Raw genomic sequence first — 13,200 nt, 5'->3', positions numbered from 1 at the left:
CCTCAGGTGCTCTTCGGCAGGCCGAGGATCCGCTCGCCCACCAGGTTGCGTTGAATCTCGCTCGTCCCGCCGCCGATGGTGAAGCCGAAGCTATTCATGTAGGCCCGCTGGAAATGGCCCCCGTCCGCCGCGCGCTCGGCGCCGAACGCATATTGCGCGAGCGGCCCTTCGAGCTCCTGCCCGACCGCCGCGGCCTTCTGCCCGAACTCGGTCGCCACGAGTTTGCCCAGGAACGGCAGCGCGAGCGGGCGCTCCTCGACGAGCCCGGGGACCCGCGCCCGAAGCGCCGACGCGAGGAGCGCCTCCTCCTCGATGGCGAGCTCCGCGATACGATCCCGCATCACGGCGTCCTCGCTCGCCGGCCTTCCGTCACGCGATACCTTTTTCGCCAGCGCGACGAGCCGCGCGACCTCGCCGCCCGCCGCGAGCGACCCGCCGGTCGCGCTCCCCTCGGACGCGCCGCGCTCGAATGCGAGCGTCATGACCGCGAGGCGCCATCCGTCCCCTTCCCCGGCGAGCAAACACGAGGCCGGGACCTCGACGTCCTCGAAGAGCACCTGGTTGAAGCCGCCCTCGCCCGTCATCTTCACGAGCGGCCGCACCGAAACGCCCTTCGATTTCATCGGGAACAAGAAATAGCTGATCCCCGCGTGCTTCGGCGCGCTCGGGTCCGTGCGCGCGAGCAGGATCATGAAATCGGCCCAGAGCGCCTGCGTCGTCCAGACCTTGTGGCCATTGACGACGTAATGGTCGCCGCTCCGGACGGCGCTCGTCCGCAGACTCGCGAGGTCGCTGCCGGCGCCGGGCTCGCTGAAGCCCTGGCACCACACCTCGTCGCAGGAGAGGATGTTCCGCAGGTACCTTTGCTTCTGCTCCTCCGTGCCGACGGCGAGGATCGTCGGGCCCGCCCAGTCGAGGCCGATGCGGTTCACGAGGAACGGGACGCCGGCGCGCGCCATCTCCTCGGCCACGACGCGCTGCGACCCGGACGGCATTCCCTTTCCGCCATACGCCACGGGCCACTCGACGCCGAGAAGCCCCGCGCCATAGACCTGCTTTTGCCAGGCCCTGAGCCAGAGGAATTGCTCCTCGGACTCGACCTCCAGGAACGTCTGCGGGAGCTTGAAGCCCGGATCGGAGGGGCGGTTGTCATGAAAAAACGCGCGCGCCCGCTCGCGCAGGTCACGCGTCTCGGCGGTGTCTCGGGTCGGGTCCATGCGAAACGCATGTTACCACGAGGTTTTACCGCTGCGAAGGGGACAGGCCCGGCGCGGGCGCGCGCACGCCCATCGAACGGAGCGCGGTCTTCAGGCCCTCTTCGAGGTCCGCGACCGTCGTGAGCCCCGCGAGATCGACGCCGAGCTGCACGATGGTCTGCGCGACCTTGGGCTGGATGCCGCTGACGATCGCGCGCGCCCCGAGCAGCTCCGCGGCGCGCACGATGCGCAGGAGGTGGTCGGCCGTCTCGGCGTCGAGCGCGTCGACGCCCGTCAGATCGAGGATCGCATAATGCGCGCCGCGCTGGACGATCTCCTGGAGGAGCGCCTGCATGATGGTCGTCGCGCGCGCCCCGCTCACCTGACCGACGATGGGCAACGTCAAGATGCCCTCCCATACCTGCATGATCGGGGTCGAGAGCGCCGCGATCGTCCTCGCTTGCTGGTCGATCAGGAAAGCATTCTCTTTTTCGGTGCGGCGGAGCGCGTCCTCGGTCGCGCGGCGCTCCTCGACCTCCTGGCGCAACCGCTCGAGCGCGACCGCGAGATCCGCCCGTGTGGCCGCGTCCGCGGCGAGGAGCCGCTCGAGATCCCCCTCCACGGTGCGATCCGACGGGCGCACGATGAACTCGTCGGCCTCGTCGCCCCGGGCCTGGAACAGGACCTGCTGCGCCCAGCAATTCTTGCCGAAGAGGCGCGCGCAGAACCCGGCGAATTTGCCGCCCATCATGCCCGAGCCCCAGCACACCGAGAGCGTGCGCTGGTACGTGGCCTCCCAGCCGTTCTTGCAGCGGAATCGGCCTACCTCGGTGTCGCGATCGAGCGAGACGACCTCCCAGAGCCCCCAGCCCGCCGCCGCCGCGATGAGCGCGAGGGAGGCAAACCCCTCCTCGAACGTGGGGAACGTGGAGATGTGTCCCCAGTCTCCGTCGACGCTGTCACGCCCGCCACTCTGGAGCGCGAGGTTGAATCGCTCGACGCCCACCATGCGGGAAAGGCCGAGCATGAGGCCGGCGACGGTCGTCCCGGTCCACATGATCACAGATGGATGGCCGCCACATGACACCATCCCTTTCTGCATATCGAAGGACAAGGACACGCCGCCGACGTCGCAGGCGACAATGGAAGCACGGTTCTGTAGATCAGGGACTTGGCCCCCCGAGAAAAGAACGTCCGTCATGATCACCCCCCGGTGAATGCGCCACGATACGCGTCCTGAACACGCGCGTATCTCGGGCCATTCCTGAATTCGGTGAAAGGGGTGTGCTCGACGCGCGCCGGGGCGCGGGCGGAGGGACGTCAGAACGCGGGCTGCGCTGCGAATCGGGCGAGGTGGTGCTCCTCGTCGCCGAAGAGGGCGTTCAGGACGTGCATGCGCTTGAAATACAAGCCGATATCATGCTCGTCCGTGATGCCGATTCCGCCGTGAAGCTGGATGGATTGCTGCGAGACGTAACGCCCGCAAATCGCGAGCTCGACCTTGGCCGCGCTGACGGCGAAGCGGCGCTCGGCCGGGTCGGGATCGGAGACCTTGACGCTCGCGAGGATCGAGGTGCCCTTCGCGAGCTCGGCGCGGATGAACATGTCGACGGCGCGGTGCTGCAAGGCCTGGAACGTGCCGATCTTCACGCCGAATTGCTCGCGCGTCTTCAGGTAGTCGACGGTCATCGCGAGCGAGGCGCGCATGACGCCGAGCCCCTCCGCGCACGCCGCCGCCGCGCCGAGATCCATGATCTCGTCGAGCACGGGCGCCGCCGCGCCCTCGGGCCCGAGCCGATTCGCGCCCGGGACGACCGCGCCGGCGAGCGTGATCATCGCGGCCTTGTGCCCGTCCATCGTGTTCACGGGCGTGATCCGCAGGCCCTCGGTGTCCCGCGGCAGGACGAAGAGCGAGATGCCGTCGGTATCGCCCGGCGTGCCCGCGGTGCGGGCCGAGACGACGATCACGTCCGCGGCGTGGCCATTCTGGACGAAAATCTTCTCGCCCTGGAGCACGTATTCGTCGCCCTTTTTCGTGGCCGTCGTCTCGACCCAGGTCGGATCATAACGACCGCCGCGCTCGGCCCAGGCGAGGGCGAGGCTCGTGTCCCCGGCGATGAGCGGCGCGAGGTAGGCCTCGTGTTGCTCGGCGCTGCCCGCGCGCAGAATGGCCGTGCCCGCGGCGAGCACGGACGGGACGTAGGGCTCGGGCAAAAGGCCCGCGCCGAATTGTTCGAGCAGGATCGCAACATCCACGAACGAGCCGCCGAGGCCGCCCGCGGATTCGGGGAAGGCGAGGCCGATCCATCCAAGCTCGGCCATCGTCTTCCAGAGGGATTTGCTCCAGCCGACCGGGTCTTCCCGGAGGGCACGGAATCGCGAGACGGGGGATTCCTTCTTGACGAAGGAGGCCGCGGTGCTTTCGAGCAGCTTCTGGTCCGGCGTGAGGTCGAAATTCATGGCGAGTCCCCGTCAGCTCGGCAGGCCGAGGATGGCTTTGGCGATGACGTTCTTCTGGATCTCGTTGCTGCCACCGTAAATGCTGGCGGCGCGCGCGTAATTGAACTGCGGGGGGACCGCGTCCTCGATCGCGGGGACCGTGCCCGGCTCGTTGTGCCAGGAGAGCGAATCGTGCCCCATCACGTCCATCGCGAGCTCGTACATCTGCTGCATGATCTCGCTGCCGCGGATCTTCAAGATGCTCGACTCGGGCCCCGGGGCGTGGCCGAGCTCGGCCGAGGCGATCGCCCGGTAATTCGCCATCTTGAGCGCCCAGAGCTCGATCTCCATGCGCGCGATCCGCGCGCGCCACGCCGGCACGTCGAGGAGGGGCACGCCCCGCTCCTTCGTCCCCGCCGCGATGCGCTTCACGCGTCGCAAGGTGCGCGTCGACAAACCCACGGCCGCGATGTACGTGCGCTCGTGGCCGAGCAGCGCCTTCGCCAGCGTCCAGCCGCCGTGCAGCGGGCCGACGAGGTTTTCCGCGGGAACCGTGACGTTCTCGAAGAACGTATCGCAAAACGCGGGCGTACCGGCGATCGTGAGCGTGGGCCGCGCCGTGACGCCGGGCGTCTTCATGTCGACGAGGAAAAAGCTGATGCCCGATTGCTTCTTCGCGGTCTTGTCGGTCCGCGCGAGCACGAAGATCCAGTCGGCATACTGCGCGTACGTCGTCCAGGTCTTCTGCCCATTGAGCACGTAATTGCCCTTGCCGTCGGGCTCGGCCGAGAGCTTGAGCGAGGCGAGGTCGCTGCCGGCGTTCGGCTCGGAGTAGCCCTGGCACCAGACCTCCTCGCCCGCGAGGATCTTCGGCAAGAAGCGCTTTCGCTGGGCGTCGGTGCCGAACTGGAGAATGAGCGGGCCGACCATCATGAGGCCGAACGGCGAGAGCGCCGGCGCGCCGGCGAGCTCGAGCTCCTCGGTCAGGATGAAGCGGCGCGTGACGTCGAGCCCGGCGCCGCCCCATTCCGCGGGCCAATGGGGCGCGACCCAGCCCTTCGCGTGGAGGATCCGGTGCCACGCCATGATCTCGTCATGCTCGAAATGCGCGTCGGCGGCCGCTTTGTCGCGGATCTGCGGGGGCATGGCCTCCCGGATCCACGCGCGGACCTCCTCGCGGAAGGCGATCTGTTCGGGGGTGAAGGACAGGTCCATCAGGCTCTCCGGCTTCCGTCCATAGTGCGAACGGGCGTCGGAGGGAAGGGGGTTCAGGGGCGCGGCGAGCGAAGCCCCCGCGCGTCGAAAAGCGCCTCACGGGCACGCCGGCGGCACGAACGCGGGGTCGACGAGGTCCCCCGCCACGTTGCCCGCGCCGCCGAAGTCCTTTTCGGGCTCCCACGGGTTCACGTCGAAGAGCTCCTGCTCGGTCCAGCCGTTCGCGGCGTGGATGAATCCTTGCGTCGTGAGGTTCGTGACGAGCGGCGCGTCGGGCTCGCCCGCGTTGACCATCGGCGGCGTCGCGCTCGTAGGCGCGAGCGTGCAAGTGTCGAGGCAAGCGAGGAACGGATTGCAGGTGTCTTTCTCGACATACCCGGCGTGCTTGTCCTTGCTGGAGAACACGACGGGGAAAAGCGCGCCGTTTTTCATGGCCGTCGCGCAGGCGGGCAAATCCCCGCAGGAGCCGCACTCGGTCGTCTTCTCGCAAAGGGTCGCCTGGTGGCCGACGGCGCGCATCGCGAGGATGCCCGCGGGCGGCGGGACGGTCGGGTCGATCGTCACGCCAAACGCTTCGTTGTCGCCGGCGTGCGCGGTCAGGCCGCAATCGCGCTCGTACAGGTGGTCATAGACGATGTGGATGCGCGTGGCGTCGTCGGGGTGCGGGCGGACGCGATACACGATGCCGCCGCGCGGGCAACCGTCCTCGGGATCGAGGGAGAGAAACGGGAGATGACTCTCGGCGAGGGAAGCCTCGTAGGCATCGTCGAGGCCGTCGCCGTCCTGGTCGACGATCATGCCGCCGCCGCTGCCGCTCCCGCTCCCGACGCCGCTGCCGCCTTCGCCGCCGCCGCTATCGCCTCCCATTCCGCTCCCGCTCCCCGCGCCTGCGCCCGTGAGGATCGGGCCCGCGCCGGCGCCGCTGCCGCCGGTGAACGTATCGACCGGAGGCGAGCTGCACGCGAATGTCCACAGGGCAAACGAAATCGCGAAGGAAAGGGAGGCGCGCATCGCGCCATGCTAGCGCAATGCGCGAGCGCTCGGAAGGCGCTCGTCACGCGTCGTCGGTCACGGATCCGATGACGCCGTCGAAAAACTCCACGCAGCTCGTCTCGTCGAGGAGCCGATCCCAGCCGCGCTCGTCGAAAGGCACGGGCAGGCCGTGGTTCGTCAGCAAGATGGCGAAGAGCTGCCGCGACGGATCGACCCACATGAACGTGCCCGCGCCGCCCACCTTGCCATACGATCCCGGCGACAGGCGCGTCCCGCCATTCGAGAATCGCGGCGTGAAGAGCTCCCAGCCATAACCCTTCGGCGTGGCGACGAGGTTCATGAGCGGCGACGTGTCCGTCTTGTCCGCGTCGACGAACGGCGTCTGATTCGCGACCATCTCGGCGGCGAGCTCCGGCGCGAAGATGCGCGTTCCGGCGTACGTGCCGCCGCCGAGCACCATCTGGCAGAACGTGGCCACGTCCTTCACCGTGGAAAACGCGCCGTCGCAGCCGACGACGCCGCCGAGCGCGAAATCCTGATCGTCCTGGACCGCGCCCCGCACGATCGCCGTGCGCCGCTGCGTGGGGCCCGTCGCCGCGATGCGCGGGAGCAGCGCGGCCGGGGGATTGTACATCGTGTCGACCATTCCGAGCGGCTTCCACACGTTGTCACGGGCGAACACGTCGAGCGTCGCGCCCGAGGCCGCCTCCACGACCTTGCCGAGCAGGCGATACGTGAGGTCGCTGTATTCGACCTTCGTCCCGGGGGGGTATTCGAGCGGCGTGGCCGCCATCTTCCGCCATATCTCGTTCGGCTTTTCGTCGAAGAAATGGTTGTCGAGCGGCAGCCCCGACGTATACCGGAGCATGTCCCGCACCGTCACTCGCTCTTTTCCAGCGCCCTTGAAATCCGCCAGGTATTTGACGACCGGGTCGTCCAGGCGGAGCTTGCCCCGGTCGACGAGGACGAGCGCGGAAATGGCCGTTGACACGACCTTCGTCATGGATTCGAGGTCGAAGATGGTGTCGAGCGTGACGGGCTCACCGCCCCCGCGGACTTTTTTGCCGTAGGCGTGCTGTGCGACGATCTTGCCGCGTCGTGCCACCAGAGCCGCGAATCCCGGGAAGGCCTCGTCGTTCACGCGGCGCTCGAGGCGCGCAAAGACGTCCTCGAGCCGCTCGAAGGACATGCCCACGTTTTCGGGCGTGTCCGGCACGAGCGGCCCCGTCGAGGGCACGAGCGGCCTCGGCGCGACCTTCGTTTCCACGCTGCGCGACGCGGGCGTCGTCGGGCAGCAGGCCGAGGCGAGGAACATGGCCCCGAGCCCTTGGAGAAGTTGGCGGCGATCGATGGGGGACGTGACTTGGCCCATAAGAAGGGTGTTTCTTCGTCGGCGAGGGAGGGAAGCGTCACGCGGGCACACGCGTGGCGTGAGCGCGCAAGCGCAACATTTTGCCGACCTTCAAGCGGGCAGCAAGTTCCTCGTCGAGGGGGTAGGCCGTTTTGCGACCGGGGTTTGGGGGGCCGAGCCCAGCGCGCACGGGCAGGCCCCCGAGCGCCCGAGCGGCAGGGTCGCTCACTTCTTGCCCACGGATTTCGTCGGTGTCCAGGCAGGCGGATCGCTGGCAGGGAAGGACTCCTCGGACGCCTCGTCCACGAGCTCGTCGGCGACCGTTTTTGGTTCGAGCACCCGGGTCTCTCCTTCCCAGGCGACCGGCGGACGGCCGTGCTCGGGCTCGTCCGCCGGCGTGCATCCGCTCGGCTTTTCGGGCGGGGCCGTTCGCTCGTCTCGATCGGGTTTCCACGTCTGCGCCATGAGGTTCCTCCCGCAGGTCTCATGCCCGCCTCGGCGCGGACCGCAAGAGGGGCGAGGACCAGGCCCGGCCGTTTCGATGCGGCGCGCCGAGCGCATCCTCAATGGATCACTCCGCCAAACCCTCGACGCGAGTCCCGCCGTGCCCAACGAAAGCGGCGAGGCCGAGCCGCGCCGCATACGGCTGGCCGAACGCCACGCGAGGAGACAGACCATGGCCGAAAAAAACAAGGACGAGAGCAAGGGCACGATGACCGTCCAGGAGGCAGGGCACCTCGGCGGCAAAGAGGTTCAACACCAGCGAGATCTCCGCGATCGGAAGGAGGTCCGCGGACAGGCATACGACAAGCCCGGGCCGCCCGAAGGGACGGCGTTCGGCATCGGCGCGATCACGCAGGCGCTCGCCGGCCTGGAGTTCCCCGTGACGAAGCAAGACCTGCTCGCGCGGGCGGGCAATCAGGAGATCGAATATCGCAAGGGGCAGCCCGTCAAGCTGCGCCAGATCATCGAGGACCTCGAGGACGAGGAGTTCCCCTCGATGGCGAACATCGTCCAGGCGGTGAGCCCAGCCCTCAAGGAGGAGGGGCTCAGCGGCAGCGACAAAGACGAGAAAGCGGCTTGAGCGTCGGGCTCGGCGGAGGCCCCTCTCCACGCGGTGGAGAGGGGCTCCGGTGAGGGTTCCTCATTCGACCGTGACCGTCTTCGCGAGGTTGCGCGGCTGGTCGACGTCGTTGCCCTTCAGGTTCGCCACGAAATACGCAATGAGCTGAAGCGGCAGCACCGTGAGGAGCGGCAGCACCTCGTCCGGCGCCTTCGGGATCCACACGATGTGCTGCGCGAGCTCCAGCATCGGCTCGTCGCCCTTCGTCGCAATGGCGATGACCTGACCCTCGCGGGCCCGGACCTCCTGCAAGTTCGAGAGCATCTTCTCGTATTGCGCGTCGCGCGGGCATACCGCGACGACCGGGAGCTGCTCGTCGATCAGCGCGATCGGGCCGTGCTTCATCTCGCCGGCCGCGTAGCCCTCGGCGTGCGCGTAGGAGATCTCTTTCAGCTTGAGCGCCCCTTCGAGCGCAATCGGGAAGCCGAGCCCGCGGCCGAGGAAGAGCACGTCCTTCGCGTGCACGAGCTTCTTCGCAATGGCGTGCACGTAATCGGCGTCGCCAAGAATCTCGCGCTGTGCGCTCGGGATCTCCCAGAGCGCCTGCAGCACCCGCTGCGCGCGCTCCTGCGGCAGCGTGCCGCGCCGCCGGCCCATGTACACCGCGAGCAGGAGGAGCGCCGCGAGCTGCGTCGTGAAGCATTTCGTCGAGGCCACGCCGATCTCGGGGCCCGCGTGCGTGTAGAGCGCGCCGTCGGCCATTCGCGGGATCGCGCTGTCGAGCACGTTCGCCACCGCGAGGACGCGCGCGCCGCCCGCCTTCGCCGCCTTCACGGCCGCCAGCGTATCGGCCGTCTCGCCCGACTGGCTCACCGCGATCACCAGATCGTCCGGGTAGAACAGCGGCTCGCGGTAACGAACCTCGCTCGCGAGCTCCACGACCGTGGGCACCTTCGCGAGCTGCTCCATCCAGTACCGGCCAGCGATCGCCGCATGGTGGCTCGTCCCGCACGCCACGAAGTACACGCGCCGGATTTCCTTGGCCACCTCCGGCGGTACGCCCATCTCGGCGGCGTACACGTCGCCCTCGGCGAGGTCGATCCGGCCGCGCAGCGTCGCCTCCACGACCTCCGGCTGCTCGTGGATCTCCTTGCGCATGAAATGCTTGTAGCCGCCACGCTCCGCCTGCACCGGGCTCCAGTCGATGTGCTTCGCCTTCCGCGTCACGACCTCGCCGCTGACGGTCTCGCAACGCACGCCCGAGGCGCGCAGCTCCGCCACGTCCCCGTCCTCGAGGAAGATCATCGACCGCGTGTGCGCGAGCAGCGCCGGGATGTCGCTGCCGCAGAGCATCTCGCCCTCGCCGAGCCCCACGACGAGCGGCGAGCCATGCCGCGCCACGACCACCACGTCCGGCTCGTCGCGCGAGACCACCGCGATCGCGTAGGCGCCCACCACGTGCCGGAGCGCCGCCTGCACCGCCGAGAAAAGCGGCTTCTTCCCCCGCGAGAGCTCCCGGTCGATCAGGTGCGCGACGATCTCCGTGTCCGTGTCCGACAGGAACTTCACGCCCTCGGCTTCGAGGTCCTGCCGCACGGCCACGTGGTTCTCGATGATGCCGTTGTGCACGACGGCGACCGGGCCGGCCGAGTGCGGGTGCGCGTTCGCTTCGCTCGGGCGTCCGTGCGTCGCCCATCGCGTGTGCCCGATGCCCGTCGAGCCCGCGAGGGGACGCTTGTCCAGCGCCTCGCCGAGCCGCGCGAGCTTGCCCAGCGTCCGCACGATCTCGATGGAACGACCGTCATGGATGGCGACGCCGGCCGAGTCGTACCCCCGGTACTCGAGCTTCCTCAACCCGTCGACGATGATGGGGGCCGCATGCCGCGTCCCGACGTATCCCACGATCCCGCACATCGGATGCCTCGCTTCGTGCAGCGGCACGGGCGCCGCTGCCGAGGTGTAACCCGAGCCGTGGCTCCGAGCGAAAAAAGTTCGACTTCCGCCGCGCGTTGGCGGGTCAGAGAACGGCCTCGTTCCGCCCCGCACGCGTGCGGCGCGCGAAGGCGATCGCGATCCCGCAAGCGATCGCGGATACGAGCGCGGCGCACCCGAACGCGACGGCCCCGCCGCCGCGGCGATAGACGTGGATCCAGCCCAGCATGCCGGTGACGGAGCCCGCCGAGACCGTGGCCACGAACACGCCCTGCGCCGTCCCGAGGAGGTGCCTCGGCGCACGATCTTTCACGTAGGCGAGAGCCGAGACCCACGCGAGGCCGAAGGCAATCCCGTGGAGGGGCTGGAGCACGAGGAGCGGAAGGAAGCCCGGAACGAACGCGATGAGGATCCATCGGAGCGCGGCGACACCGTACGCGACCGCGAGGAGCACGGGGGCGCGGACGCGCGCGGCGAGGGCGCCCGCGTTGGCCATGAGCACGACCTCGGCCAAGACGCCGACGGCCCAGGTCGCGCCGATGATACGCGGCGAGGCGCCCCGCGCGAGCAGGTGGAGCGAGAAGCACTGGTCATAACAAGCGAAGGCGGCCTGCGCGAAGAACGCGGAGGCGAGGAAGAGGCGCACGTCGGCGCTCGCGAGCAGCGCGCGGATCTGCGCGACCGAGGGCCTCGCGGGGGCGGGCACGCGGGAAGGGAGCGCGAAGGTGACGCCGAGCGTGACGAGGAGGAGCGCGGCAATGGCGAGCGGAATCTGCACGGCGGAGGTCGGCTCGAGCCCGCCGGCGAGGACCGCGGCGACGAGAAACCCCATCGAGCCGAAGAGCCGCGTCGCGCCGTAGGGCACGTGCCCCTCGCGGGCGGCTTCGAGGGCGACGACGTCGGCCAGCATCGACATGGGGGAGCGGAAAAACGCGAAGACGACGACCGGCAGGAGCAGCGCGGCGAAGCTACCACCTCCGCCCCCCGCGAGCGCCGCGACGCCGGCGAACCCGGCGAACGCCCCTGCGCACGCGACGCGCAAGAGGTGGCCACGGAGGCCGAGCGCGTCGGCCACGAGCCCGAACACGGGCGGGCCGATCATGCTCATCGCCGGGAACGTGGCCGTGAGCAGGCCGAAGGACACGCCCTCGATGCCGCGCGCCGCGAGCCACGGCGGGAAAAATGGCAAATACACGCCGAGCACCGCGAAGCTCGCGAGGTAGTAAAGGCGGAGCGCGACGACGCCGGGCACGGGCAGGCGCGCACTCTGCGCGACCGATCGAGCTACCGCAACGGCCATCGCCGGACGAAAAGGGTCGCGCACGGCCGCCCGCCGGAAATTCCCGAGATGGGGCCCCGGCGAACGCGGGGGTACCGTCGTCCGCGTGTCAGCGCCAAGCAGTATGAAGGAGGACAACGATGCACGACCACCCCACGCACGGCAGCCACGACCACCAGCATGGCGACGGCTGCGGGCACACGGCGATCCGGCACCAGGGTCATACCGATTACCTGCACGACGGACACCTGCACCACACACACGGCGATCACACGGACGAGCACGTCATTGCGGTCGACCAGGCGAACCGCGACCAATGCACGCCCTCGCACGCCTGCGGCGGGCACCAGAAGGGCCACACGCACGGCCCGGCGTGTGGACACGAGGGCGTCCCGCACGGAGACCACGTCGATTACCTCGTCGGCGGGCACCTGCATCACCCGCACGGCGGGCATTGCGACGATCACGGCAAGCTCGACCTCGCCTGATCCGCTCGCGCGCGACAGTCGTCTTGCGGCCCGACCTGGCCGGCTGGTAGCCTCCTCCGGTCTGGAGGGTCTTTTCATGAAATCGAAGGACGATCGGCAATCGATCGAGCGCTCGTTCGGGCGCGTGGTTCTCTCGTGCCTCGGCATCGCGCTCGCCTCGCTCGCCGTGGCCTGCGCGGACGGCTCGAACAACAACCCGACCGGCGGCGACGGCGGCTCCGGCGACGGCGGCTCCGGCGCGGCGGGCGGCTCCGGCGGTGCGGGTGGCAACGGCGGCACGGGCGGCGACGGCGGCTCTGCTCTCGAAATCGTTTATCCCGTGGTGCCCGAGGAGGTCGCGAAGTTCAACCCTGCGAACGGCGAGCTGCCGGAGGGCATCGCGATCGACGGGACCACGGCGTACGTGAGTTACTCCGTGAACCCGAAGGTCGTGAAGGTCGACCTCGAGACCGGCGCCGTGAGCGATTACGGCACGATTCCGGGGCCGATCGGGGTCGTGTTCCCGCAGGGCGTCGGCATCGACGCGAACAAGCGCGTGTACGTCGCGGTGAAGAGTGACGACCCGGGGCAGGCCATGCCGGGCATCTACAGGTTCCCCCCGGGCGGCGGCACGGCCGAGCTCTGGAGCTCGGACCCGTCGATGAGCTATCCGCGACACATCGCGTTCCATTCCTCGGGATCCGCGTTCGTCTCCGTCCCGACCGCGGCGCGCCTCTATATCGTCGGGCCGGACGGGAGCACCTCCGATCCGGGCGTCGGCCAGGTCTACTCGGGCGACCAGATGTCGGCGTGCGCGTATGGCGAGGGCATTCCGTACGGCATCACGAGCGTGTTTTTCTCGGGCAACTCGTTCTACGCGACGAACGGCGACCGCGCGATCATCTTCGAGGGCACGTTCGACGGCCAGCAGGGTAGCATCCTCCCGGACAACGTCGCGGGCCCGGACTGCGGATTGCTCGGCGGCGCCGAGTCCGTCGTCGAGGATCCCGCGACCGTCAGCTTGACGGTCGCGTCCCGGCGCCTCGACAAGATCATGCGCATCGGCTTCATTGGCGGCAATCAGGTCCTTGCCGAGACCGCGCTGTACGAGCCCTCCGCCATTGCGATTGGCGTGACGAGCAAGGGCCGTTACCTCTACATCACGAACTCGGCGCACACCACGTACAACAAGGGCGGCATCCCCGGCCTCGTGCGTATCCCCCTCGGCAAGACCGAGTAAAGCCGCCGCGTACCTCGCCCGGCCC

Annotated in this window: 12 protein-coding genes; 3 read left to right on the top strand and 9 right to left on the bottom strand. The window is 69.0% G+C overall.

The genetic code is table 11. From position 1 onward, the window contains the following. Window positions 1-2 precede the first annotated feature (2 nt). The 7 genes from QHF85_RS13125 to QHF85_RS13095 form a co-directional block, all read right to left on the bottom strand. Window positions 3-1,217 (bottom strand): acyl-CoA dehydrogenase family protein, encoded by a 1,215-nt coding sequence (locus QHF85_RS13125; RefSeq protein ID WP_281327491.1) that lies wholly within the window; start codon window positions 1,215-1,217, stop codon window positions 3-5. A gap of 25 nt (window positions 1,218-1,242) precedes the next feature. After that, complete coding sequence (locus QHF85_RS13120) at window positions 1,243-2,253, bottom strand: STAS domain-containing protein (protein ID WP_281327521.1); 1,011 nt, start codon at window positions 2,251-2,253, stop codon at window positions 1,243-1,245. 263 nt (window positions 2,254-2,516) lie between these two features. Next, a complete protein-coding gene (locus tag QHF85_RS13115; RefSeq protein ID WP_281327490.1) occupies window positions 2,517-3,656 on the bottom strand; it encodes an acyl-CoA dehydrogenase family protein in 1,140 nt (379 codons plus the stop codon). A 12-nt stretch (window positions 3,657-3,668) separates the two neighbouring features. Next, complete coding sequence (locus tag QHF85_RS13110; protein ID WP_281327489.1) at window positions 3,669-4,850, bottom strand: acyl-CoA dehydrogenase family protein; 1,182 nt, start codon at window positions 4,848-4,850, stop codon at window positions 3,669-3,671. Between the two features lie 96 nt (window positions 4,851-4,946). Beyond that, window positions 4,947-5,861 carry a hypothetical protein gene (locus QHF85_RS13105; RefSeq protein WP_281327488.1) on the bottom strand — a complete coding sequence of 305 codons (915 nt, stop codon included), beginning with the start codon at window positions 5,859-5,861 and terminating at the stop codon, window positions 4,947-4,949. Between the two features lie 43 nt (window positions 5,862-5,904). Further along, window positions 5,905-7,158: a serine hydrolase domain-containing protein gene (locus tag QHF85_RS13100; protein ID WP_281327487.1), complete on the bottom strand. Its 1,254-nt coding sequence runs from the start codon at window positions 7,156-7,158 to the stop codon at window positions 5,905-5,907. Window positions 7,159-7,419: 261 nt separating this feature from the next. Further along, window positions 7,420-7,659, bottom strand: a complete 240-nt coding sequence (locus QHF85_RS13095) for a hypothetical protein (RefSeq protein WP_281327486.1) — start codon at window positions 7,657-7,659, stop codon at window positions 7,420-7,422. Between the two features lie 211 nt (window positions 7,660-7,870). Between QHF85_RS13095 and QHF85_RS13090 the strand changes: the two genes are divergently transcribed. Beyond that, on the top strand, window positions 7,871-8,278 hold the full coding sequence (locus tag QHF85_RS13090) for a DUF2795 domain-containing protein (protein WP_281327485.1): 408 nt from the start codon (window positions 7,871-7,873) through the stop codon (window positions 8,276-8,278). A 60-nt stretch (window positions 8,279-8,338) separates the two neighbouring features. Here QHF85_RS13090 and glmS read toward each other — a convergent pair whose 3' ends face one another. Both glmS and QHF85_RS13080 read right to left on the bottom strand, forming a co-directional pair. Further along, window positions 8,339-10,171, bottom strand: coding sequence for a glutamine--fructose-6-phosphate transaminase (isomerizing) (gene glmS, locus QHF85_RS13085; protein ID WP_348652734.1), 1,833 nt, complete (start codon window positions 10,169-10,171; stop codon window positions 8,339-8,341). A gap of 103 nt (window positions 10,172-10,274) precedes the next feature. After that, window positions 10,275-11,489: an MFS transporter gene (locus QHF85_RS13080; RefSeq protein WP_281327483.1), complete on the bottom strand. Its 1,215-nt coding sequence runs from the start codon at window positions 11,487-11,489 to the stop codon at window positions 10,275-10,277. Window positions 11,490-11,608: 119 nt separating this feature from the next. Here QHF85_RS13080 and QHF85_RS13075 point away from each other — a divergent pair, with 119 nt between their 5' ends. Beyond that, on the top strand, window positions 11,609-11,956 hold the full coding sequence (locus QHF85_RS13075) for a hypothetical protein (protein ID WP_281327482.1): 348 nt from the start codon (window positions 11,609-11,611) through the stop codon (window positions 11,954-11,956). 76 nt (window positions 11,957-12,032) lie between these two features. After that, window positions 12,033-13,175 carry a hypothetical protein gene (locus QHF85_RS13070; protein WP_281327481.1) on the top strand — a complete coding sequence of 381 codons (1,143 nt, stop codon included), beginning with the start codon at window positions 12,033-12,035 and terminating at the stop codon, window positions 13,173-13,175. Window positions 13,176-13,200 lie beyond the last annotated feature (25 nt).

The organism is Polyangium sp. 6x1, assembly GCF_029946515.1.
GTDB lineage: Bacteria > Myxococcota_A > Polyangia > Polyangiales > Polyangiaceae > Polyangium.
This window is presented reverse-complemented; position numbering and strand designations above follow the sequence as displayed.